This window comes from Streptomyces sp. NPDC037054 (assembly GCF_055606745.1).
Genome location: NZ_JBVJSJ010000010.1, coordinates 25,504 through 48,552, shown reverse-complemented (window position 1 = coordinate 48,552; position 23,049 = coordinate 25,504). Strand labels below are relative to the sequence as shown.

The window sequence follows — 23,049 nt, the reverse complement described above, 5'->3', positions numbered from 1 at the left end:
GTGGCCTGCCGCGGTGGCGCGTTCGGCTAGCCGCGCGTCAGGGACAGCAGGTCGCGGGCCGGGCCCGTCGGGCGGTGGCCCGTCGGCCAGACCGCGCGGAGGTCCCGTGCCAGGGTGATGCCGTCCACCGGGACGCGCACCAGCCGGCGCATCGCCAGCTCCTCGCCGACCGCGAGTTCGCTCAGGACCGCCGGGCCCGCTCCGCTGACCACCGCCGCCTTCACGGCCGTCGTGGAAGACAGCTCGATCAGCGGGCGCGCCAGGCCGCCCAGGGCCGCGTCCAGGACCTGCCGGGTGCCGGAGCCCTTCTCGCGCAGGATCAGCGGCGTCGTCGCCAACTCCTGCGCGTCGAGCGGCTTGCGGCGGCGGGCCCAGGGATGGCGGGGCGCGGCGACGACGATCAGCCGGTCGTGGGCGATGACGGCGGAGTCCAGGCCGGCCGGGACCGACAGTCCCTCCACGAAGCCCAGGTCCGCCTCGCCCGACAGCAGGCGCTGCGCGACGGCCGCCGAGTTCCCGGCGAGCAGCGACACCGCCGTGTCCGGGCGCTGGGCGCGCAGCGCGAGCAGCCAGCCCGGCAGCAGGTACTCGGCGATCGTCATGCTGGCCGCCACCCGCAGCCGGGAGTCGCGCCGGTCGCGCAGCGCCTGCGCCCCGGCGTCGAACGCCTCGGCGGCCTCCACGATCCGCCGCGCCCAGTCGGTGACGAGGGCGCCCGCGTCGGTGAGCCGGGAGCCGCGCGGCGAGCGGTCCACGAGGGCCACCCCGAGCTGGCGTTCCATCGACCGGATGCGGCTGCTGGCGGCGGGCTGGGTGATGCCGAGTTCGCGTGCGGCGCCGCCGAGGCTGCCGAGCCGCGCGACGGCCAGGAGCAGTTCCAGCGCTCCGAGGTCGGGCACCCGGTGCGCGAGCGGCCCGGCGGCCGACCGGGAGGCGTCGTGCTCCCCCACCGCGTCGGTCGCGTCCGCGCTGCCGTTCGCGTCCGTGGTGCCGTTCGCGTCCGCGCTGCCGTTCGTGTGCGGCGTTCCCGTCGTGTCCGGGGTGCTCGCGCCGTCGCTGCTCCTACTCCTGCTCATAAGTCCAGCTTATGTTGCCATAGAGACATCCTCCCTGGTGATGGCGGACGCCGGGCGCGACCGTGGAGGCCATGGTCACCGCCGCCCCACCGCTCCTCCCCCGTGCCACCGCACGTCCCCCGCGCGCCGCCGCCGTCCGTCACCTCGGGCCCAACTGGTACGCCGCCGTCATGGGCACCGCCGCCCTCGCCCTGGCCGGCTCCGCGCTCCCGCTGCCCCTCCCCGGCCTGCGCACCGCCTGCGCGGCGGCCTGGGCGCTGTCCCTCGTCCTGCTGGTCGCGCTCCTCGGCGCCCGGGCCCTGCACTGGCGCCACCACCGGGACCAGGCCCGCGCCCACCTCCTCGACCCGGCCACGGCGCCGTTCTACGGCTGCCTCTCGATGGCCCTGTCGGCCGTCGGCGGCGGCGCACTCGCCGCCGGACGCGACTGGACCGGCCTGCGCGCGGCCCTCGCCCTGGACGCGGTGCTGTTCACCGCCGGCGCGGCGGTCGGGCTGGTGGCGGCCGTGGCCGTGCCGTACCTGATGGCCGTGCGTCACCGGGTGGAGCCGGGGCAGGCGACGCCGGTGTGGCTGCTGCCGCTGGTCGCGCCGATGGTGTCGGCCGCGCTCGGGCCGCCGCTGGTGGCTCACCTGCCCGGGGGCCCGCTGCGGGAGACCCTGCTGCTCGGCTGTCTCGCGCTGTTCGGGGTGAGCCTGCTCGCGACGCTGCTCATGCTGCCGGTCGTCTTCGGCCGACTCCTCACCGGCGGCCCGCTGCCGCTCGCCCTGACGCCGACGCTGTTCCTGGTGCTGGGTCCGCTCGGCCAGTCCACCACCGCCGTCGGCGCGTTCGCGGACGCCGTTCCGGGCAGCCTGCCGGCGCCGTACGGGCAGGGCTCGGGGATGCTCGTCGTGCTGTACGGCGTCCCGGTCACGGGGTTCGCGCTGCTCTGGTTCGGTCTTGCGACGGCGTACGTGGTGCGGGCGCGGCGGCTGGGGATGCGGTTCGCGATGACGTGGTGGGCGTTCACGTTCCCGGTCGGCACGTGTGTCACGGGCGCGGCGGCGCTGGGCCGGCACACCGGGCTCGTCGTGTTCGACGCGCTCGCCGTCGGCCTGTACGGCGTGCTCGTCGCCGCGTGGGCGACGGCCGCGGTGGCTACGGTGCGCGGTCTGGCCGGTGGCGCGCTGCTCGCAGGGCCCGCCCCAGCACCCGGGGCGCCTCGGCCAGCGACGGGCCGTACCAGGTGAGGTGCCGGCCGTCGACCAGCGCGCAGGGCAGTCCGGGGAAGGCCTCGGGTCCGTCGTCGGCGGTGAAGCGGTACGGCTCGTCGGGGAGCACGACGAGGTCGGGTGCCGCCGCGAGCAGGTCGTCCAGGGGGATGCGCGGATAGCGTTCGGCGTGGCCGGCGTGGAGGTGGTCGACGCCGAGGCGGGCCAGCACGTCACCGGCGAAGGTGTCCCGGCCGAGCACCATCCACGGGCGGCGCCACACGGGCACGACGGCCGTCGTGCGGCGCTCCGGCGGCGGCAGCGCCGACCAGGTCTCCTCGGCCTCGTCCAGCCACCGGGGCCGGCCGGCCGCCCCGCACGCCCGCAGGACCCGCGCCAGTTCGCGGAAGGCCCCCGGCACGTCCCGCACCTCCGTCACGAGCACGTCGACACCGGCCGCGCGCAGGGCGTCGAGGTCGGGGGCGCGGTTCTCCTCCTCGTTGGCGATCACGAGGTCGGGGGCGAGGGCGAGGACGCACGCGACGTCGGGGTTCTTGGTGCCGCCGACGCGGACGACGTCCAGGTCCGCCGGGTGCGTGCACCAGTCGGTGGCGCCGACGAGGACGCCGGGCAGGGTGACGGCCACCGCCTCCGTCAGGGACGGCACCAGGCTGACGACCCTCACTGCGCGGGCCGGTCCCGGACCGCCTCGATGTGCTCGGCGACGGCGACGACGAGCAGCCGCGTGTCGGAGACCGTGGCCCGCCAGCGGTGCCGCACGCCGCCGGTGAGGTAGAGCGTGTCGCCGCGGCCGAGGCGGTAGGCGCGGCCCTCGGCCTCGATCTCCACGGCGCCGTCGGCCACGTACATCAACTGGTCGTTGCGGTACTGGAATTCGCGGCCCGCGTCGTGGTCGCCGGTGAACTCCGAGGCGTGCATCTGGTGGTGGCCGCGCACCAGGGACCGCACCCGGGGCTCCGGGAGCACCTCGACCGTCTCGGCGCGCACCACGTCGACGCTGCACGCCGGGTCGGCCGCCGCGAGCAGTTCGACGGCGGTGGTGCGCAGCGCGTCGGCGACCTTCTCCAGGGAGCTGGTGCTGGGCCGCGCCCGCTCGTTCTCGATCTGGCTGAGGAACGGCACGGACAGGCCGCTGCGTTCGGCCACGACGGCGAGGGTGAGCTCCAGGGCCCGGCGCCGTCGCCGCACGGCCGCGCCCACCCGCGGGGGCTGTTCTTTGTGGTCGCCCATCGCTCCGGCTCCCTCCTTCGCTCGTCGCTCGCCATCCGCGCCCGGCGCCGGCGCGCCTCTTCTGTTGGGTTCTCTGCACCCTACGCATGTTCGGCAAACCGATTCACGCGCCCGCCACATGCCTGTCACGCCGCGTGGGTTGCGACCCCACGGTTCGCGCCAATGGAACGACGGGAGGTTCGGTGGGGTCAATGCGCGGTCGCTCTTCCGTGTTCCCGTCCTGCGGGAGGTTTCCCCTCCCGCGGCGCGCGGCCGTCGCGCTGCGTGTTTGGCCGAATCCGTACCGCACGCGCCGGGCGGGCGGGCGGGTGTCCGGGCGGGGCGCCCGGTTTGGAAGCTGTCCGGAATACCGAAAGGGTGGACCTCCGTCGCACAGCCGCGCGACGGAGGTCCACCCTTTCGTGGGACGTGCCGGATCCGTCAGGACACCCGGCACGCCCGGTATCGCGCCCGGTGTCGGGCCCGGAGAGGCCGGGAGCCGGGGCCGGGGGTCACTGCGGGGTCATCCGCTCGACCATGTCCGGGTGCTCCTCCAGCCACGCGGCGACGGCCTCTTCCTCGTTGCCCTGGCCGCGCTCGTTGATCTCGGCCTCCAGCGTGCCCAGCTCGTCCTCACTCATATGGAATCCCTTGATCCACTTGGTGAGCTGCGGGTACTGCTCCGGGAACTTCTCGCTGGAGATGGTGCGGATCGTGTTGCCCTCGCCGAAGAGCTTCTTCTCGTCCTTCAGCTTGGTCAGCTCGTACTCGCTGTACGCCCAGTGCGGCGACCAGAGCACGGCGATGATCGGCTCCTTCTTGGCGTAGGCGCGCTTGAGCTCCGCGAGCATCGCCGGGGTGGAGCCGTCGACGACCTTGTACTCCTTGTCGAGGCCGTAGCCCGGCAGGACGTCCTTCTTCAGCAGGTTCATCTCGCCGGTGCCGGGTTCGATGCCGATGATCTTCCCGTCGAAGCGGTCGGCCTTGCCCTTGAGGTCCGCGAGGGACTTGACGTCCTTCACGTACGAGGGGACGGCCAGTTCCAGGGACGTCGGTTCGTACCAGGTGCCGAGGTCCTTGAGTTTGTCCTTGTGCTGGTCCCAGTAGTTCTTCTGGGCGTACGGCAGCCAGGCGTCGAAGTTGAGGTCGAGGTCGCCGGAGGCCAGGCCGGTGTAGACGGGGCCGACGTCCATCTGCTTGAGGTTCAGCTTGTAGCCGCGCCGCTCCAGGACGTTCTTCCACAGGTACGTGACGGCGATGTCCTCGTCCCAGGGGAACCAGGCCACGTCGACCGGACGCTTCGCCTCGGCGGGCGTGGCGCCGCCCGCGTCGCCGGCCGGGGCCAGCTTGTCGACGACGCCGGGGTTCTGCTTCAGCCAGGTCTTGACCGCCTGCTGCTGCTGGCCCTTGCCGGCCTTGTTGATCTCGGCTTCGAGGCTGGTGAGCTGCTTCTCGGTCATCGTGAAGTTCTTCAGCCACTTGCCGACGACGGGGTTGTCGCCCGCGAAGCCCTTGCGGGACAGCGTGTGCACGCCGTCGCCCTTGCCCCAGGTGCCCTTCGGGTCCTTGAGCTTCTTCAGGTCGTAGTCGCTGTAGGCCCAGTGCGGGGACCACAGGGTGACGACGATCGGCTTCTTGTCGGCGTAGGCGCGCTTGAGCTGCGCGAGCATCGCCGGGGTGGAGCTGTCGACGACCTTGTACTCGCCGTCGAGGCCGTACTCCTTGAGGACCTTGCTCTTGAGCAGGGACATCATTCCGGCGCTGGGCTCGATGCCGGTGATCTTCCCGCCGAACTGCCCGGCCTTGCCCTTGAGGTCCTCCAGCGAGTCGACGTCCTTCATGTACGACGGGACGGTCAGCTCCAGGGACGTCTCGTCGTACCAGGAGCCGAGGTCGTCGAGCTGCTTGCCGTACTTCTTCCAGTACGACGCGTGGGTGGTGGGCAGCCACGCGTCCGTCTGGAAGTCGATGTCGCCGCTCGCCAGGGAGGTGTAGAGCGGGCCGGCCTCCATCTGCTTGGTCTCGACCTCGTAGCCCCGCTGCTCCAGGATCTCCTTCCACAGGAAGGTGGAGGCGACGCCCTCGTCCCACGGGATGTAGCCGATGCTGATCTTCTTGCCCTGGCCGACGTTGCCGTCGGCGGCGGTGGCGGCGCCCTTGTCGGCGTTGCCGAACATGCCCATGCCGCCCGCGACGAGGGCGAGCACGACGACGCCGATCACGGCGACGGACGGACGCGGCCGGTACGACCAGATCTTCAGGCCCTGGGTGGCGCGCACCCGGGCGGCGGCACGGCGGCCGAGCGGGGAGACCTGGGTGCCGAGGGCGCTGGTCATGCGGTCGAGGTAGATCGCGAGGATGACGATCGCGACACCGGCCTCGGAGCCGAGACCGACGTTGAGCTGGCCGATGGCCTCGTTGACGTCGCCGCCGAGGCCGTCGGCGCCGACCATGCCGGCGATGGCGGCCATCGACAGGCCGAGCATGATGACCTGGTTGACGCCCGCCATCACGGTGGGCAGGGCGAGCGGGAGCTGCACGCGCAGCAGGATGTTGCGCGGCGTGGTGCCGAACGCCTCGGCGGCCTCGACCAGTTCCTTGTCGACCTGCCGGATGCCCAGCTCGGTCATGCGGACGCCGGGGGCCAGCGCGAAGATCAGGGTGGCGACGATGCCCGCGGGGGCGCCGCTGCCGAAGAAGAGGATCGCCGGGATGAGGTAGATCATCGCGGGCAGCGTCTGCATGAAGTCCAGCACCGGCCGGACGACACCGCTGACGCGCTCGGAGCGTGCCGCCCAGATGCCGACGGGCACGGCGACGACGAGCGCGATGATCGTCGCGACGAGGACCAGGGAGAGGGTCATCATCGCGTTCTCCCACAGCCCGAGGGAGTCGATGAAGGCGAATCCCGCGAAGGAGAGCACACCGGCGACGGTGCCGCGCAGCCAGAAGGCGATCACGGCGAAGATGCCGGCCAGCAGGAGGGGCTCGGGGGCCTGGAGGACGGCGTCGATGCCGTCGTAGGCGCCGAGGAAGACCGTCTTGAGGAAGTCGAACAGCCAGGCCACGTTCTCGAGCAGCCAGTCGACGGAGCTGTTGACCCAGTCGCCGAAGGGGATCCTAGGCACGGGCGGTCACCTTCTCCCCGTCGTTGCCGCTCGGGGAGCCGCAGGGTTCGGGGGCCGCCTCCTCGTCGCCGAGGAAGCCGATCAGCCGCTGCCGGGGGACGACCCCGACGACCGCGTCGTGCTCGTCGAGGACGGCGACCGGGTGGGTCAGCCGGGCGCTGAGGGCGCACAGGTCGGTGAACGGCGTGCCGGGCGTCGCGGTGGCGCAGTCGCAGTCGGCCTCGTGGCCGCTGACGTCGCGGTCCATGACGGACTCGGCGGTCAGCACGCGGGAGCGGTCGACGTCCTGCGTGAAGGAGGCGACGTAGTCGTCGGCGGGCCGCAGCAGGATGTCCTCGGCGGTGCCGATCTGCACGATGCGGCCGTCGCGCATGACGGCGATGCGGTCGCCGAGGCGCATGGCCTCGTTGAGGTCGTGGGTGATGAAGACGATGGTCTTCTTCAGCGACCGCTGGAGCTCCAGCAGCTGGTCCTGCATGTCGCGGCGGATCAGCGGGTCCAGGGCGCTGAAGGACTCGTCCATCAGCAGCAGGTCCGCGTCGGTGGCCAGCGCGCGGGCCAGGCCGACGCGCTGCTGCATGCCGCCGGACAGCTCGTCGGGCCAGGAGTCCTCCCAGCCGGCCAGGCCACACAGGGCGAGCGCCTCGTCGGCGCGCCGCACGCGCTCGGCGCGGGGCACGCCCTGCACTTCCAGACCGTAGGCCGCGTTCTCGCGCACGCTGCGGTGCGGGAAGAGCGCGAAGTGCTGGAACACCATGCTGATCTTCTTGGAGCGGACCTCGCGCAGTTCACGGTCGCCGAGCGCGGTCAGGTCCTGACCGTCGAAGCGGACGTGGCCCGCGGTCGGTTCGAGCAGACCGTTGAGCATGCGCAGCAGGGTGGACTTGCCCGAGCCGGACAGGCCCATGACCACGAAGATCTGGCCGGGCTCGACCGCGAAGGAGGCGTCGATCACGGCGGCGGTGGTGCCCTCCGCGCGCAGCTCCTCCCGGTCGGCCCCCTGCTGAAGCTGTGTGACCGACTCGTCCGGTCGTCTTCCGAACACCTTGAACAGGTGCTCGGCCTCAAGCGTCGCTGACACGCGTACCTTCTCGTCTCGACGGCAATGGAAAGGAAGCGACGAGGTCGCGGACAGCTGAAACAGTTGAACGCGCAACCGGCATCGCTCCGAGGCGGCGCCTGCCCCCGACCTCCCACGACAAACGCACAAGTGGTCGAGTTCACACAGCGTTTACGGCTACCCTGCGTTTCCCGGCGGAACGCGGTCGGGCGGTGACCGTGCGTGATTGTCGGTGGCGTGCGGCATGATGCGGAACGTGACGGAACGACTGATGCTCCTCGACACCGCCTCGCTCTACTTCCGCGCCTACTTCGGAGTCCCGGACTCGGTCCGCGCCCCGGACGGCACACCGGTGAACGCCGTGCGCGGGCTGCTCGAATTCATCGACCGCCTGGTGAAGGACCACCGTCCCGACCGGCTGGTGGCCTGCATGGACGCCGACTGGCGCCCGCACTGGCGGGTCGAGCTGATCCCCTCGTACAAGGCGCACCGGGTGGCCGAGGAGCACGCGGCGGGGCCGGACGAGGAGGAGGTGCCCGACACCCTCTCCCCGCAAGTGCCCGTCATCGAGGCCGTGCTGGACGCGCTGGGCATCGCGCGCGTGGGCGTCGCGGGGTACGAGGCGGACGACGTGATCGGCACGTTCACCGCCCGCGCCGCCGGACCGGTCGACATCGTGACCGGCGACCGCGACCTGTACCAACTGGTGGACGACGAGCGCGGGATCCGCGTGCTGTACCCGCTCAAGGGCGTGGGCTCGCTCCAGCTGACCGACGAGTCGTGGCTGCGCGAGAAGTACGGAGTGGACGGACGTGGGTACGCGGACCTGGCGACGCTGCGCGGCGACCCGAGCGACGGGCTGCCGGGCGTGCCGGGCGTCGGTGAGAAGACGGCCGCGAAGCTGCTGGCCGAGTTCGGCGACCTCGCCGGGATCCTGGCCGCGGTCGACGACCCGCGGGCGAAGCTGACCCCGGCGCAGCGCAGGCGGCTGGACGAGGCGCGGCCGTATCTCGCGGTCGCGCCGAAGGTGGTGCGGGTCGCGGACGACGTGCCGCTGCCCGAGGTCGACACGGCCGTGCCGGCCGCGCCGCGCGACCCGGCGGCCCTGGAGGCGCTGGCGGCCCGCTGGGGCCTCGGCGGCTCGCTGCACCGGCTGCTGACGACGCTCGGGGCGTGACGGCACGCGCGGCGGGCGTCCAGCAGGTGATCGTGGAAGGGGTTTTCACCGGAACGAAGTGCTAACTTAGGTAACCCTAAGCACGAAGCAGGGAGATCCCTCATGGCAGAGCGACCGGACCGCAAGCCGCGCAAGCCGTACGCCGCGCGGGTCGTCCGCACCGAGCGGCTGACGCCCCACATGCAGCGCGTGGTGCTCGGCGGTGAGGGTCTCGCCGGCTTCTCGCCGGACACGTGCACCGACCACTACGTGAAGCTGCTGTTCCCGGCTGGGGGCGCGACCTACCCGGAGCCGTTCGACCTGGAGCGCGTCCGCGCCGAGTTCCCCCGCGAGCAGTGGCCGGTCACCCGCACCTACACGGTCCGCCACTGGGATCCCGAACACCGGGAGCTGACGCTCGACTTCGTCATCCACGGCGACGAGGGCCTCGCCGGCCCGTGGGCCACGCGCGTACGACCGGGCGAAACCGTCCGCTTCCTGGGCCCCGGCGGCGCCTACGCCCCCGATCCGGCCGCCGACTGGCACCTCCTCGTCGGCGACGAGAGCGCGCTGCCCGCGATCGCCCGCTCCCTGGAGGCGCTGCCGCGGGGAGCGCGGGCCCACGCCTTCATCGAGGTCGCCGGGCCCGAGGAGGAGCAGAAGATCGACTCCGACGTGGATGTCGTCTGGCTGCACCGCGGCGAGCGGCCCATCGGCGAGGCGCTGGTGGCGGCCGTGGAGGCGCTGGACTTCCCGGCGGGCCGCGTGCACGCGTTCGTGCACGGCGAGGCGCACTTCGTGAAGCGGTTGCGCCGGCTGCTGCGGGTCGAGCGCGGCGTCGCCCGCGAGGACCTGTCGATCTCCGGCTACTGGCGGCTCGGTCACAACGAGGACGGCTGGCAGGCCTCCAAGCGCGAGTGGAACGCACGCATCGAGGCCGAGCAGGAGGGCGCGGGGTCGGCGGCGTAGGACATTGGGGGCGCCTCTTCGGCCTCCGGGGTGGCGGAGGGGCCGGGCTCGCCGGAGGCGGCGCGCTCGCCAGAGAGGGCGGGCTCGCCGGATGGGGGCGGGCTGCTCGACCGCGCGGGGCTCAGAGCTGAACGGCGGTCTCCGGTTGCCGCCGTGTCCGCCGAAGGGGGTCGGCTCGGCCGCCCGCCGGGATGGCGCGGCCGGTGGGTGTCCCGGCCGCGCCTAGGATCCGGCCGCGTGGCACACACCTTCGACGAACTCGTCGCCATGCAGCGCGCCGCCGACGAGGCCCACGCCCGGGTCGAGAAGCTCCGGCAGGCGTACGGCCGCCCCACCGACCACACCTGGTCCGCGCAGCAGACCACCACCTGGGAGACCGCCTGGCGGGCCTGGCGCGACCTCTCCCGCGACACGCAGCGGGCGATCGCCGAGCACGCCGCCGAGCAGGGGACGTCCCGGCAGTCCCTGGAGGCGGAGGTGGAACGGGCGGCCCGCGGACAGTAGTCCCCGCACGCATACGCTGGCCCGATGAGACGCCGCAGACCGGTCCCCGCCGCCCCACTCCCCCAGCGGGACGGGGTCGACCCGGTGCGGGTGCGGCTGCCCCACGGCGGGACGTGGGCCACGGTCCGGGAGCATCTGGCCGAGCGGCTCGCGGCGGCCGGCGCCGGGGTGGTCGACGGCATGTTCGAGGCGGGCCTGGTCGTCGGCACGGACGGGCGTCCCGTCGCGCCGGACGCCCCGTACGAGCCGGGCATGTTCGTGTGGTTCCACCGCGAACTGCCGCCCGAGGTCCGGGTGCCGTTCCCGCTGGAGGTGGTCCACCGCGACGAGCACGTCGTCGTCGCCGACAAGCCGCACTTCCTCGCCACCACCCCGCGCGGCGGCCACGTCGCCGAGACCGCGCTCGCACGGCTGCGCTGGGAGCTGGGCATCCCGACGCTGACCGCCGCGCACCGCCTGGACCGGCTCACCGCCGGGCTGGTGCTGTTCACCGTGCGGCCCGAGGAGCGCGGCGCCTACCAGACGCTGTTCCGGGACCGGGAGGTCCGCAAGGAGTACGAGGCCGTAGCCCCGTACGCTCCCGGGCTCGGCCTGCCCCGTACGGTGCGCAGCCGGATCGTGAAGGAGCGCGGTGTCCTCACCGCCCGCGAGGTCGAGGGCGAGCCGAACGCCGTCAGCCGGATCGAACTGGTCGAGCACCGGGCGGCGGACGGCCCCGCCGCGGGCGCCGCGCCGCACGGCCTGGGCCGGTACCGGCTGCTGCCCGGCACCGGCCAGACCCATCAGCTGCGGGTGCACATGACCGCGCTGGGCGTGCCGATCCTCGGCGACCCGCTGTATCCCGTGGTGACCGGCCCCGTACCGGCCGGCGACTTCCGTCGCCCGCTGCAACTGCTCGCGCGGGCGCTGGAGTTCACCGATCCGGTCACGGGCAGGCGCCACCGGTTCCGCAGTGCGCGGGTGCTCGACGCCTGGGCGTCGTACGACACGTGGGCGGGCGGTCAGTAGCCGCGCCACCAGCGCAGGAAGCGCTGCCAGGCGCCGAGCGGGCGGGCCGGTGCGGGCGCCGGCTGCGGCGGGACGGGCGGCTGGGGCCACGGGACGGCCGCCGGTGCGGGCGGGGCCGGGGGCGCGGGCTCGGACCGCGGCGGTTCGGTGCCGATGACCCAGTCGGTGCTCTGCTGCGGGACCGGCGTGCCGGGCGCGTCCGTCAGCGCCTGCTGCTCCTTGGGCTCGAAGCGCACCGGCAGCTCCACCAGGTGACGCGACGCGATGGACGACCGCCACGACAACTCGTCCTCGTCGCAGTCGAGTTGTACGTCGGGCAGCCGCAGCAGCAGCGCGTCGACGCCGGTGTCGGCGATGGCGCGGCCGATGTCCTGGCCGGGGCATTCGTGCGGGCCGCCGCCGAAGGCCAGGTGGGACCGGTTGCCCTGCATGTTGGCCGCGAGGTCGGGCCGCACCCGGGGGTCGACGTTGCCGGGCGCGATGCCGAACAGCAGGCCGTCGCCGGCCCGGATGTGCTGCCCGCCCAGCTCCACGTCCTGCTTGGCGAAGTAGGCGAGGACCGTGCTGAACGGCGGCTCGTCCCACAGGGACTGCTCGACCGCCTCGGGCACGGTCATCTGACCGCCGCTGAGCTGCGCCCGGAACCCCGGGTCGGTGAGCACCACGCGCAGCACGTTGCCGATGAGGTTGGCGGTGGCCTCGTAGGCGGCGAGCAGCACCACGCGCAGGTGCTCGCGGACCTCGTCGTCGGTGAGCCGGGCCGGGTGGGTGACGAGGTGGCCGGCGAAGTCCTCGTCGGGCCGGGCCCTGCTGCGCGTGGTGAGCCGGCCGAGGGCCTCCATGACGTAGGCGTGGCTGGCCATGGACGTCTCGGTGCCCTTGAGGGTGTCGCGGGCGGCCTCCACCAGCCGGTCGTTGAACTCCTCGGGCATGCCGAGGATCTCGCACAGCACGCCCATCGGCAGGTGCTCGGCGAACTGTCCGACGAGGTCTGCGCGGCCCTGCTCGCAGAAGCGGTTGACGAGTGCCTGGGTGTGGCGGTTGATGTGCCGGCGCAGGGTGCGGTAGTCGATGGTCGACATGGCGCCGGTGACCGCGCCGCGCAGCCGCTTGTGCTCGTCGCCCTCGGCGTGCGAGCAGATCGGCTGCCAGGCGATGTGCGGCATGAGGGGGTGGTCGGGCTTGACCCTGCCCTCCTTGAGCGGGGTCCAGATACGGCTGTCGCGGCAGAACTGGGAGGGCGTGCGCACCATGTGGAGGTTCTCGGCGTGGCCGAGGACGACCCACATGGGGACGTCGTCGTGGAGCAGCACGGGCGCCACGGGGCCGTGTTCGGCCCGCAGCTTCTCGTACAGCTCCTCCAGGTCGTCCACCTCGTGCAGCCGTTGCAGTCCGCCGGGGCCGAGGCCGTGCGCGGGGCAGCCGGGGGGCGGGACGAGCCGGGGGTCGCCCGGTCCGGTCGGGGCGTGGGATTCAGGCGTCACAGTGGGTCGCTCCGAAGCTGAAGGACGTGAAAGACATGAGAAGCGGGGGGAGTTCGGATCGGGTGGGCGCGGTGTCAGGTGAGGGAGCCCGACATGGCGAGCGAGTGCAGGAAGCGCATCAGGGTCAGCAGGACGTCACGGCTGGAGGCCCGGCGGCGCACGTCGCACTCGATGATGGGGATGTCCTCGGCCAGGTCGAGGGCGGCCCGCAGGTCGGGCACCGGGTAACGGGGCGCGTCGGGGAAGGAGTTGACGGCGACGACGAACGGCACGCCGCGTTCCTCCAGGCGGCCCATAACGTCGAAGCTGCCCTCCAGGCGCCGGGCGTCGACGAGGACGACGGCACCGAGCGCGCCTTCGAACAGGCCGTTCCACAGGAACCAGAAGCGCTCCTGGCCGGGCGTGCCGAACAGGTACAGGACGAGCTGGTCGGTGATCCGGATGCGGCCGAAGTCCATCGCCACGGTGGTGGCCGTCTTGGTGGGCGAGCCGAAGTCGTCGTCGACGCCGATGCCGGCCTGCGTCATCGTCTCCTCGGTGGTCAGCGGTCTGATCTCGCTGACGGAACCCACCATGGTGGTCTTGCCGACGCCGAAGCCCCCGACGATCACGATCTTCACCGCGGCCGAGGCCGTGTGCGGCAGTTGGTCCTCGGTCCGTGGGCCCGGGATGGTGTCAGAGCCGTTGAAGTCCATGCATCACCGCTTCGAGGATCGATCGGTCGGGGAGCGCCTGGCGGACGATCGGGGCGCGCGCCTGCACCTGCTCGGCCGTCAGCAGCTCGGTGATCAGCACGGTCACCACGCTGAACGGCAGGTTCAGATAGGCCGACAGCTCGGCCACGGAGAGCGGGGCGGCGCACAGCCGGAGAAGTGCCGCCTGCTCGGGGGTGGCGGACGGTGAGGGCTCGGCGCGGGCCACGATCAGCGTGACGAGGTCGAGTTCGGCCCGTTCGCCGTCGGGTCCGGCGACGACGTAGAGCCGCTCGGGGTTGCGGCCCTCGCCCTCGCCGTCCTTGGAGTCCTCGGCTTCCTTGGCTTCCTTGGTGTCCGGGGGAGGTCCCTCCGGCGGGTTGCGCCTCTGGCGTCGCGGAGGAGTCATACGGTCTGCCCGTTCCGCCGGGGCGGACTTGTCAGGTGGGCTCCGATCCGGACGACGAGGTCGCGCATGCGGTTGCTCATCAGGCCGGGTTCGGCGACGACGTCGGAGAGGACGGCGAGGTAGGCGTTGGCGCCCGCGGCCATCAGGTAGAAGTAGCCGCCGTCGATCTCGATGATGACCAGCTTCATGCGGCCGTCGCTGTCGGGGATCTCGGTGGCGACGGCGCTCGCCAGGCTCTGCAGTCCGGCGCAGGCGGCGGCGACCCGGTCGGCCGCGTCGGGGTCGCCGCCGTGCCGGGCGATGCGCAGGCCGTCGGCGGACAGCACGACGATCATCTCGATGCCCGGCACGCCGTCGGCGAGGTCCTTGAGCATCCAGTCGAAGTTGGCTCGCTGCTGGATCACTTGAAGTCCCCTTCGTCGTCGGCCTCGGCACGGGCCGGCTCGGTCGTCGGCTGGGTGGTCGGCTGGGTGAGTGCGGTGGGGTCCGGGTCGCCCTTGAGGCCCGCCCAGAACGCCTCGACCCACAGGCCCGGCGGGGGCTCCTCCTCCTTGGGCGAGGTCGCGCTCGCGGGCGCCGTCCAGAGGGACTCGGCGGCGTCCGGGACCCCGGACCGCTGGGCCTCGCGTGCGGCGCGCTCGGCGGCGGCCTGTTCGGCGTAGCGCTGGGTGAGCGAGGTCTTCACCTTGCTGCGGCGCTGCGGCAGGCCGTTCGCCGTCCACTCGGTGACCTCGGGGACGTCGTCCTCCATGGACACCGTCGCGGGGATGCGGGGGCTCGTGGGGCGGCGCCTCTTGGGGGTCCGCTTGGGGCCCTCCAGGGCGCCGGGGCCCTGCTTGGGCACGGACGTGGCGCCGATGCCGTGGGCGAGTCCGACGCCGGGTTCGGTCGTCATCATCTTGCTCGGAACGATCAGGACGGCGCGGACGCCGCCGTACGCGGAGGCGCGCAGCGACACCTGCATGTTGTGTGCCTTGCAGAGGCGGCCGACGACGGCGAGGCCGAGGCGCGGGTGCTCGCCGAGGTCCTGGAGGTCGGCGCCGGCCTTGGCGCGCTCCAGCATGCCCTCGATGCGGTCGCGGGCCTCCTCGCTGAGGTTGACTCCAGCGTCCTCGATCTCGATGGCGACGCCGGTCTGCACCTCGACGGCGGTGACGTGCACCTTGGTGTGCGGGGGCGAGTAGCGGGTGGCGTTGTCGAGGAGTTCGGCGGCGGCGTGGATGACGGGCTCGACGGAGACGCCCTTGATGTTGACCTTGGCGATGGAGTGCAGCTCGATGCGGCGGTACTCCAGGATCCGCGACATGGCGCCGCGCAGCACGCTGTAGAGGGCGACGGGCTGGGGCCACTGGCGGCCGGGCCGGCCGCCTCCGAGGACGGCGACGGAGTCGGCGAGGCGGCCGATCAGGGCGGTGCCGTGGTCGATGCGGAGCAGGTCGTCGAAGACCTCGGGGTTGCGGCCGTGGTCCTCCTCCATCTCCCGCAGTTCCTTGGCCTGCTGGTGGACGATCGCCTGGACGCGCCGGGCGATGCTGACGAAGGAGCGCTGCGAGGCGTCGCGCAGGGACTCCTCGGTGTCGATGACCTTGAGCACGGTCTTGAGCAACGACACCTGCGGAGGCCGCAAGTCGGCGTAGGACGGGTCGAGTTCGGGCAGCCGCAGCAGTGCGTCGCGGGGCGAGAGTCCGCCGTGCAGGAGGTGCAGCGCGGCGGGCAGGATCTCCTCGGCGAGGCGGCCCATCTCCCTCTCCTGGGCGGCGAGCCGCTGCTCCAGGTACGTGGTGTGACGGGCGTGTTCGGCACGCAGGTCGCGCAGGACACGCCCGCGGCGGACGGCTTCGGCGGCGGCCGCGACGACCAGCAGCGTGGCGACGGCCCCGCACCAGCCGACGGCCGTCCGGGCCGGCTCGGCCACCAGGGCGACGGCGGCCCCGGTCACCGCGGCCATCAGGGCGGCCGGCAGCAACAGCACGCGCGCGTACGGAAGTTCACGGCGACCGGGAGGGGATTCAACACTCACCATGTAGGCCCTCTGAAACGAATCGGCTGGAGGAACGGGGAGCTTGCCGGGGAAGGGGATGTGTCATGGAAACCAAGGGAAAGCAGGGGTACGTCATGGAGGCAGGCGGCACCTTCCGCGCATTGGGGAACAAGCGTGCGAATTCATCTCAACTCGGTGCGCTGCGGGCGAGCTTAGCCCGACCGGATCAACCTCATGGCATATTCGGCAAGCACCTGAAACCCGTCTCATGACAGGAGTACCCTCGGCCCCATTTGCACGCTCGGGCGCCGCTCGCACACGGTGCGTCACGGGCGTCAACGACCGTCCCCCGTACTCTTCTCGCCCGCACCCGCCCGCACCCGCCCGCACCCGCCTGCACCGAGGGGCCGCATGACCTTCGACAAGCTGCTCGTCGCCGACCAGGGCGAAGTCGCCGAGCGCGTCGTCCGCACGGCCCACGCCCTGGGCCTGCGCGCCGTCGCGGGGTACGCCGACCCCGACCTCGCCCTGCGTGCCGCCAAGGACACCGGCGCGGGCGCGATCCACCCGGGCCGGGGCCGCGCGACCGGGGGCGCCGACTTCGCGCGGCGCTGCGAGGACGCCGGGCTCGTCTTCGTGGGCCCGACGCCCGAGCAACTGGAGCTGTTCGGCGCCAGGCCCACGGCGCGCGCCGCGGCCGACGCGGCCGGGCTGCTCCTCACCCCGGGCACGGACGTGCTCACCTCTGCCGAGGAGGCGCTGCGGGAGGCCGACCGCATCGGCTACCCGGTGCTGCCGAAGCCGGCCGACGGGGGCCGCGGAATCACCATGTCGACATGCCGCTCCCCCGGTGAACTGTCAGCCGCCTGGGACCGGTTGCGGACGGCACCCCTCACGGGCGGCGTCTACCTGGAGCGCTTCGTGGAGCACGCCCGGCACGTGAAGGTGCCGGTCTTCGGCGACGGCGAGGGCCTCGTCGTCACCTTCGGCGACCGTGACGGCTCCCTGCGGCACCGGGGCCGGCGGCTGCTGGAGGAGGCCCCGGCCCCGCGACTCCCCGATCACGTCCGCGCCCAGCTTGCGGCATGGGCACGGGACTTGTGCGCGTGGCTCGACTACCGCTCGGCGGGTACCGTCGAGTTCCTGTACGACGCCGCCCGCGAGGAGGCGTACTTCCTGGAGGTCGACACCCGGCGCGGGACGGACCATCCGGTCACCGAGGAGGTCCACGGCGTCGATCTGCTCACCTGGGCGCTGCGCCTGGCGCGGGGTGAGCGGGGCGTGGTCCGGGCTCCCGGCCCGCCGCGCGGCCACGCGGTCGAGGCCCGCCTGTACGGGGCCACCGGCGCCGGGGACACGGCGGCGCACGACGCCTCGCCCGCCGCCAGGGTGGTCGCCCACGGCTCCGACCGCGGCGAGGCGCTGCGGCGGCTCGATGCGGCACTGGCCGGGACCGAGGCGCGCGGCGACGACAACGGCGACGGGACCGGCCTGCGGCGGGTGCGGGCCGCGCTCACCGATCCCGGCTTCCGCGCGGCCACGCACTCCACGACGACCCTCGCGGGCTACCCGACGGAGGAGTAGGCGACGACGCCCCGCAACAGCCCGTCGACGGCCTTGCGGGCGTTCTTCGCCACCGTCGAGCCCTCCGCGGCGGAGGCCGCCGAGATCTGCCCGAGCACGTCGATGACCTGCTTGCACCAGCGCACGAAGTCCCCGGCCGGCATCTCCGCCTCCCGCAGGACCTCGTCGAGGCCCGCCCCGGAGGCCCACTGATAGGCGGCCCAAGCGAAGCCGAGGTCCGGCTCGCGCTGTCCGACGCCCTCGGTCTGGGTGATCCGGAAGTCCTCCTCCAGCGCGTCGAGGCGCCCCCAGATCCGCACCATCTCGCCCAGCGCGGCCTTGGCCTTCCCCGACGGCAGCTTCGGCGCCATGGCGTCGTCGGCGGCCCGCGCCTCGTACACCAACGCCGAGACGCACGCGGCGAGTTCGGCGGGCCCGAGGCCCTCCCAGACACCCTCGCGCAGACACTCGCTGGAGAGCAGGTCCAGCTCGCCGTACAACCGGGCGAGCCGCTTGCCGTGCTCCGTGACCTCGTCGCCGCGAAGGTAGTCCAGCTCGGTCAGCAGCGCCACGATCCGGTCGAAGGTCCGCGCGATCGTGTTCGTGCGCCCCTCGATACGGCGCTCCAGCTGCGAGGTGTCGCGCAGCAGCCGGTGGTAGCGCTCGGCCCAACGGGCGTGGTCCTCACGGTCGTTGCACCCGTGGCAGGGGTGGGCGCGCAGCGCGGTGCGCAGCCGGGCGATCTCCCGGTCGTCGGCGGCCTGCGAACGGCGCTTGCGGTGCCGCTCGGGCGGGATGTGCCCGGCCTTGGTGCGCAGCGCCGACGCGAGGTCGCGGCGGGACTGCGGCGAGCGCGGGTTGAAGGACTTCGGGATCCGCATCCGCTCCAGGGCCTCCACGGGCACCGGGAAGTCGATGGACGCGAGCCGCTTGACCTGCCGCTCGGCGGTGAGGACCAGCGGGCGCGGCCCGTCGTGGTACTCGACGCCGCGGTGTCCGCCCGCCCGGCCCGCGGGCAGGCCCGGGTCCAGCACGAGGGCGAGGCCCGCGTACTTGCCGGTGGGCACGTGGATGACGTCGCCGGGCTTGAGCTTCTCCAGCGCGACGGCGGCCTCCGCGCGACGCTGGGACGCGCCCTGCCTGGCCAACTCGGTCTCGCGGTCCTTCAGTTCGCGGCGCAGCCGCGCGTACTCCTCGAAGTCGCCGAGGTGGCAGGTCATGGAGGCCTTGTAGCCCTCCAGGCCCTCCTCGTTGCGCTGCACCTGCCGGGAGATCCCGACGACCGACTTGTCGGCCTGGAACTGCGCGAACGAGGTCTCCAGCAGCTCGCGCGAGCGGTGCCGCCCGAACTGCTCGACCAGGTTGACCGCCATGTTGTACGACGGCTTGAAGCTGGAGCGCAGCGGATACGTGCGCGTGCCCGCGAGTCCGGCGAGGTGCTCGGGGTTCATGCCGCGCTGCCACAGCACCACGGCGTGGCCCTCGACATCGATGCCGCGCCGCCCGGCTCGTCCCGTGAGCTGGGTGAACTCGCCGGGGGTGATGTCGGCGTGCTGCTCGCCGTTCCACTTGACGAGCTTCTCCAGCACCACGGAGCGGGCCGGCATGTTGATGCCCAGCGCCAGCGTCTCCGTCGCGAACACGGCCTTGACCAGGCCGCGGACGAACAGCTCCTCCACGACCTCCTTGAACGTCGGCAGCATGCCCGCGTGGTGGGCGGCGATGCCGCGCTCCAGGCCCTCCAGCCACTCGTAGTAGCCGAGGACGTGCAGGTCCTCGGGCGGGATGGAGGCCGTGCGCTCCTCGACGAGGGTCCGGACCCTCTCACGGGCCTCCTCGTCGTTGAGCCGGAGGCCCGCGTAGAGGCACTGCTGGACGGCGGCCTCGCAGGCGGCGCGGCTGAAGATGAAGGTGATCGCGGGCAGCAGGCCCTCGGCGTCGAGCCGCTCGATGACCTCGGGCCGGCTCGGCGTCCAGATCCGGGACCGCTGTCTGCGCTCGCGCTCCCGGTCGGCCTCGCGCATGTGCCGGCCGCGCCGCCGGTCCTGGTACGACGGACGGCTCGCCTCCAGCCGGGCCATGCGCGTCAGGTCGGGGTTGACGGCCTTCTTGTGGCCCTCGGCCTCCTCGAAGAGGTCGTACATCCGGCGCCCGGCCAGGACGTGCTGGAACAGCGGCACGGGCCGGTGCTCGGAGACGATCACCTCGGTGTCGCCGCGGACGGTGTCGAGCCAGTCGCCGAACTCCTCGGCGTTCGACACGGTCGCCGACAGCGACACCAGCGTCACCGACTCGGGAAGGTGGATGATCACTTCCTCCCAGACGGCGCCGCGGAAGCGGTCGGAGAGGTAGTGCACCTCGTCCATCACCACGTATCCCAGTCCGCGGAGGGTCTGGGAGCCCGCGTACAGCATGTTCCGCAGGACCTCGGTGGTCATGACGACCACCGGCGCGTCGGAGTTCACGCTGTTGTCGCCGGTGAGCAGGCCGACCCTGTCCGTGCCGTAGCGGCGGCAGAGGTCGGCGTACTTCTGGTTCGACAGCGCCTTGATGGGTGTCGTGTAGAAGCACTTCTTGCCCTGCTGGAGGGCGAGGTGGACGGCGAACTCGCCGACGATCGTCTTGCCGGAGCCGGTGGGCGCCGCCACCAGCACGCCCTTTCCGGCCTCGAGGGCCTGACAGGCCTCGATCTGGAAGGGGTCGAGGCCGAAGTCGTACATCTCGCGGAAGGAGGCGAGCGCGGTGGCCTGCTCGGCAGCGCGCCTGCGGGCGGCCGCGTACCGCTCGGCCGGTGAGAGATCCTCTGTCATCGTGCTTTCGAGCGTACCGGGCCGCACTGACAACAGGACGATCATTATCCGGATCGCATCCCGCCGGACCCGGGGTACGCCCAGCTCACGGGCCCACGACGCGTACCGCGCCGGGCACGCAGCGTGCCGTCAGCGGCAGCGGGCCGAGCGGCTCGCCGTCGGCGTACCCGGTGATCCCGTCCGCGGCGATCTCGATCCGCGCCGCCCGCACCACGGTGACCTTGGGGTGGTCGACGTGGGCACCCTTGTAGACGCTCGGGAACACCTTCAGCAGCGTCGCCCGGGAGCAGTCCCCGACCACCGTGATGTCGAACAGCCCGTCGCCGAGGTCGGCGCCGGGGCAGATCCGCATGCCGCCGCCGTACGACGAGCCGTTGCCGACGGCGACGAGGGTGGCCTCGACCTCCCGGACCTCGCCGTCGTCGAGCCGGATGCGGTACGGGAAGGGCCGGAACGCCGCGAGTTCGGCGAGCATCGCCAGGTCGTACTTGGCACGGCCGGTGGGCCACCGCATCCGGTTGCCGCGGTCGTTCACGCGCGAGTCGAAGCCGGAGGCGAGCACCGTGCCGAACCACTGGTCGCCCACCCTGCCGAGGTCGACGTCGCGCAGCCGCCCGCCCTTGAGCGCGTCGGCGATCAGGCGGCCCGCGGCGGCCGGGTCGCGCACCGGCAGGCCGAGGGCGCGGGCGAAGTCGTTGCCGGTGCCGACGGCGACCAGGCCGAGCGGGGTGCTCGTGCCGGCGACGGCCTGCAGGGCGAGGCTCGCCATGCCGTCGCCGCCGACGGCTATCAGGGCGCCGGTGCCGTCCGCGACGGCGGCACGCGCGCGTATGAGGGCGTCCTCGGCGTGCTCGCCGAGGACGGTGCGGACGGAGAAGCCGGCCGCCCGCAACGCGGAAGCGGCCGGCTGCGCCGCGCGGGCGCCCCGGCCGCGGCCCGCGGTGGGGTTGACGAAGAGGGTGATCTCGCAGGTCACGGCCTGACCTTATGAGGTACTGCCCGGTCTTCAGGTCACGTCGTCATAACCGTTGACCCGGTCGCCGCCCGCCTGCTCGGGCAGGGCGCGCCGCGCGGTCACCGGTTCGACCTCGCCGATGTCCTCGGGGGTCAGGTCCAGCTCGGACGCCTCGTCGTCGGCGGGCTCCAGAGCCTCGCGGCGGCGCCGGCGCCGGTCGTTGAGGAGGGAGACGGCGACCGCCGTGAAGTACAGGATCCAGATGGGTCCGGCGAGGGCCATCATCGTCAGCGGGTCCGTGCTCGGCGTCGCGATGGCCGCGAACACCGTGATGCCCATGATCATTCCGCGCCACCAGCCGAGCATCCGCTTGCCGCTCAGCGCTCCGGTGAGATTGAGCATGATCAGCAGCAGCGGCAGCTCGAAGGAGAGCCCGAAGACGATCACCATGCGCGTGACCAGGTCGAGCAGGTCGTCCAGCGGCAGCAGGTTGTCGACGCCGAACGGGGTGAACTCGATCAGGACCTTCGCGGTGGTGGGCAGCACCCGGTAGGCGAAGTAGGCGCCGCCGAGGAACAGCGGGAAGCCCGTGGCCACGAACGCGTACGCGTACTTCTTCTCGTGCCCGTGCAGACCGGGGGCGACGAACGCCCACAGCTGGTAGAGCCACACGGGGGCGGCCAGCACCACACCGGCCATCAGGGACACCTTCAGCGCCAGTGTGAACGGCGTCAGCAGACCGTTGATGGTGATCTGCGCGCACGGCGACGTGGAGCGGGAGTTCGCCAGCTCCTCGAAGGACTCCTTGCAACCCACCGACTTGAGGATCGGCTCCGTGAAGAAGTTGATGATGTCGTTGTAGAAGAAGGCGGCGCCGACCGTGACGACAACGATGGCCAGCAGCGCTTTCGCGAGCCGGTTGCGGAGCTCACGAAGGTGCTCCGCGAGGGGCATCCGCCCCTCCGGATCCTTCTCCTTCTTGCGGGCAGGCTTCAGCAACCCACATTCCCATCTCGTGCGGGCGGGCCGGAGGTCACCGGCCCCGCGTCAGCGCTTGGTCGTGTCCGTCGGCTCGTTGACCGGACGGGAGGTGGACACGTCGCCGGGAGCGGCCTGGATGATGCGCTGGGCCGGGGGCTGCTCGTCGTTGTTGGGCGGGTCGGCCGGGGCGGGGGTGGAGGACTTCTCCTCCTTCATCGCCTTGGCCTCGCTCTTCAGGATGCGCGCCGACTTGCCGAGCGAACGCGCCATGTCCGGAAGCTTCTTCGCGCCGAACAGCAGGATGATGACGACGAGGATGAGAATGATCTCGGGAGCGCCGAGCCTTCCGAACATAAGTCTTTACCTTCTCACCGAGGCGGCTTGGGGTGGGATGCCGTCCGACCGGTCGGACACCTGTCCGACAGATCGCGCTGCCAGCGATCGTAACGCTCAGGGGTGAACGTGAGGCAATCCCCGTGCGACCCCTGTGCGTACTCCCGTCCGCGGCCGGGCCTCGTTCTCCGGCCGCGACAAGCAGCCTACCTGCCGCCCCCGCAGGCCAACAGGGCGAAGCGGTCCGTAACGGCTTGAGCTCCGGGCCCACCCCCGAGGGCGGGCGCGGCGTCACTCACAGGGCTTCCGCGGCGCTCACAGCGCTTCCGCGGCGCGCGCCGTGCTCTCCGCGGCGCGCTCCAGATCCTCGGCCGCCCTGTTGATACGGCGCGCGGAGTCCGACACCTGCCTGCCGAGACGCTCCGCCTCCACGAAGACACGCACGGCGAACACCGCGAGGACCAGAAGTCCCAGGAAACCCAGAGCAATCGCGAACATCGGCCAGAACATGACGTCG

Annotated in this window: 20 protein-coding genes and 1 pseudogene; 6 read left to right on the top strand and 15 right to left on the bottom strand. The window is 72.5% G+C overall.

Features of this window, described 5'->3' with window-relative positions; translation table 11 throughout:
* Window positions 1-26 precede the first annotated feature (26 nt).
* Window positions 27-1,076 (bottom strand): LysR family transcriptional regulator, encoded by a 1,050-nt coding sequence (locus ACZ7D7_RS23435; RefSeq protein WP_470826719.1) that lies wholly within the window; start codon window positions 1,074-1,076, stop codon window positions 27-29.
* Window positions 1,077-1,147: 71 nt separating this feature from the next.
* Here ACZ7D7_RS23435 and ACZ7D7_RS23430 point away from each other — a divergent pair, with 71 nt between their 5' ends.
* The gene (locus ACZ7D7_RS23430; protein WP_470826717.1) at window positions 1,148-2,308 is read left to right on the top strand and encodes a TDT family transporter; all 1,161 of its coding nucleotides are present in this window, start codon (window positions 1,148-1,150) and stop codon (window positions 2,306-2,308) included.
* On the opposite strand, the gene ACZ7D7_RS23425 is transcribed toward ACZ7D7_RS23430, so the two are convergent.
* The 4 genes from ACZ7D7_RS23425 to ACZ7D7_RS23410 form a co-directional block, all read right to left on the bottom strand.
* On the bottom strand, window positions 2,217-2,954 hold the full coding sequence (locus ACZ7D7_RS23425; RefSeq protein WP_470826716.1) for a helical backbone metal receptor: 738 nt from the start codon (window positions 2,952-2,954) through the stop codon (window positions 2,217-2,219). The genes ACZ7D7_RS23430 and ACZ7D7_RS23425 overlap by 92 nt on opposite strands.
* Window positions 2,951-3,520: a helix-turn-helix domain-containing protein gene (locus ACZ7D7_RS23420; RefSeq protein WP_470826714.1), complete on the bottom strand. Its 570-nt coding sequence runs from the start codon at window positions 3,518-3,520 to the stop codon at window positions 2,951-2,953. The genes ACZ7D7_RS23425 and ACZ7D7_RS23420 overlap by 4 nt, the downstream gene beginning before the upstream one ends.
* 491 nt (window positions 3,521-4,011) lie before the next feature.
* Entirely contained in the window at window positions 4,012-6,627 is a 2,616-nt protein-coding gene (locus ACZ7D7_RS23415) for an ABC transporter permease/substrate binding protein (RefSeq protein ID WP_470826713.1), read from the bottom strand.
* Window positions 6,620-7,708, bottom strand: a complete 1,089-nt coding sequence (locus ACZ7D7_RS23410) for a quaternary amine ABC transporter ATP-binding protein (protein ID WP_470826711.1) — start codon at window positions 7,706-7,708, stop codon at window positions 6,620-6,622. Before ACZ7D7_RS23410 ends, ACZ7D7_RS23415 begins: the two co-directional genes overlap by 8 nt.
* A gap of 226 nt (window positions 7,709-7,934) precedes the next feature.
* On the opposite strand from ACZ7D7_RS23410, the gene ACZ7D7_RS23405 reads away from it, so the two are divergent.
* From ACZ7D7_RS23405 to ACZ7D7_RS23390, 4 genes are all read left to right on the top strand, one after another.
* Complete coding sequence (locus ACZ7D7_RS23405) at window positions 7,935-8,864, top strand: 5'-3' exonuclease (protein ID WP_470826988.1); 930 nt, start codon at window positions 7,935-7,937, stop codon at window positions 8,862-8,864.
* A gap of 102 nt (window positions 8,865-8,966) precedes the next feature.
* Window positions 8,967-9,812 carry a siderophore-interacting protein gene (locus ACZ7D7_RS23400; RefSeq protein ID WP_470826709.1) on the top strand — a complete coding sequence of 282 codons (846 nt, stop codon included), beginning with the start codon at window positions 8,967-8,969 and terminating at the stop codon, window positions 9,810-9,812.
* Between the two features lie 237 nt (window positions 9,813-10,049).
* Entirely contained in the window at window positions 10,050-10,316 is a 267-nt protein-coding gene (locus ACZ7D7_RS23395; protein ID WP_470826708.1) for a hypothetical protein, read from the top strand.
* Between the two features lie 24 nt (window positions 10,317-10,340).
* Window positions 10,341-11,324 carry an RluA family pseudouridine synthase gene (locus ACZ7D7_RS23390; RefSeq protein WP_470826707.1) on the top strand — a complete coding sequence of 328 codons (984 nt, stop codon included), beginning with the start codon at window positions 10,341-10,343 and terminating at the stop codon, window positions 11,322-11,324.
* Here the strand turns inward: ACZ7D7_RS23390 and ACZ7D7_RS23385 are convergent.
* The 5 genes from ACZ7D7_RS23385 to ACZ7D7_RS23365 all read right to left on the bottom strand — a co-directional run bounded on the left by ACZ7D7_RS23385 (window position 11,318) and on the right by ACZ7D7_RS23365 (window position 15,932).
* The gene (locus tag ACZ7D7_RS23385; RefSeq protein WP_470826705.1) at window positions 11,318-12,808 is read right to left on the bottom strand and encodes a cytochrome P450; all 1,491 of its coding nucleotides are present in this window, start codon (window positions 12,806-12,808) and stop codon (window positions 11,318-11,320) included. The genes ACZ7D7_RS23390 and ACZ7D7_RS23385 overlap by 7 nt on opposite strands.
* A 74-nt stretch (window positions 12,809-12,882) precedes the next feature.
* Window positions 12,883-13,503, bottom strand: coding sequence for a GTP-binding protein (locus ACZ7D7_RS23380; RefSeq protein WP_470826703.1), 621 nt, complete (start codon window positions 13,501-13,503; stop codon window positions 12,883-12,885).
* Window positions 13,484-13,909 (bottom strand): DUF742 domain-containing protein, encoded by a 426-nt coding sequence (locus ACZ7D7_RS23375; protein WP_470826701.1) that lies wholly within the window; start codon window positions 13,907-13,909, stop codon window positions 13,484-13,486. Before ACZ7D7_RS23375 ends, ACZ7D7_RS23380 begins: the two co-directional genes overlap by 20 nt.
* Window positions 13,906-14,313 (bottom strand): roadblock/LC7 domain-containing protein, encoded by a 408-nt coding sequence (locus tag ACZ7D7_RS23370; RefSeq protein WP_470826700.1) that lies wholly within the window; start codon window positions 14,311-14,313, stop codon window positions 13,906-13,908. The genes ACZ7D7_RS23375 and ACZ7D7_RS23370 overlap by 4 nt, the downstream gene beginning before the upstream one ends.
* Window positions 14,310-15,932: a sensor histidine kinase gene (locus ACZ7D7_RS23365; RefSeq protein WP_470826699.1), complete on the bottom strand. Its 1,623-nt coding sequence runs from the start codon at window positions 15,930-15,932 to the stop codon at window positions 14,310-14,312. The genes ACZ7D7_RS23370 and ACZ7D7_RS23365 overlap by 4 nt, the downstream gene beginning before the upstream one ends.
* Before the next feature lie 369 nt (window positions 15,933-16,301).
* Here ACZ7D7_RS23365 and ACZ7D7_RS23360 point away from each other — a divergent pair.
* A pseudogene (locus ACZ7D7_RS23360) lies at window positions 16,302-17,453 on the top strand (ATP-binding protein); the annotation flags it as partial.
* A gap of 2 nt (window positions 17,454-17,455) precedes the next feature.
* Here the strand turns inward: ACZ7D7_RS23360 and ACZ7D7_RS23355 are convergent.
* The 5 genes from ACZ7D7_RS23355 to ACZ7D7_RS23335 form a co-directional block, all read right to left on the bottom strand.
* The gene (locus ACZ7D7_RS23355) at window positions 17,456-20,308 is read right to left on the bottom strand and encodes a DEAD/DEAH box helicase (RefSeq protein WP_470826698.1); all 2,853 of its coding nucleotides are present in this window, start codon (window positions 20,306-20,308) and stop codon (window positions 17,456-17,458) included.
* A 40-nt stretch (window positions 20,309-20,348) separates the two neighbouring features.
* A complete protein-coding gene (locus ACZ7D7_RS23350) occupies window positions 20,349-21,239 on the bottom strand; it encodes a diacylglycerol kinase (RefSeq protein WP_470826696.1) in 891 nt (296 codons plus the stop codon).
* A gap of 30 nt (window positions 21,240-21,269) precedes the next feature.
* Window positions 21,270-22,217 carry a twin-arginine translocase subunit TatC gene (tatC, locus tag ACZ7D7_RS23345; RefSeq protein WP_470826695.1) on the bottom strand — a complete coding sequence of 316 codons (948 nt, stop codon included), beginning with the start codon at window positions 22,215-22,217 and terminating at the stop codon, window positions 21,270-21,272.
* A gap of 48 nt (window positions 22,218-22,265) precedes the next feature.
* Complete coding sequence (tatA, locus tag ACZ7D7_RS23340; RefSeq protein ID WP_470826694.1) at window positions 22,266-22,553, bottom strand: Sec-independent protein translocase subunit TatA; 288 nt, start codon at window positions 22,551-22,553, stop codon at window positions 22,266-22,268.
* A 294-nt stretch (window positions 22,554-22,847) separates the two neighbouring features.
* On the bottom strand, window positions 22,848-23,042 hold the full coding sequence (locus ACZ7D7_RS23335) for a hypothetical protein (protein WP_470826692.1): 195 nt from the start codon (window positions 23,040-23,042) through the stop codon (window positions 22,848-22,850).
* Between the last annotated feature and the right edge of the window lie 7 nt (window positions 23,043-23,049).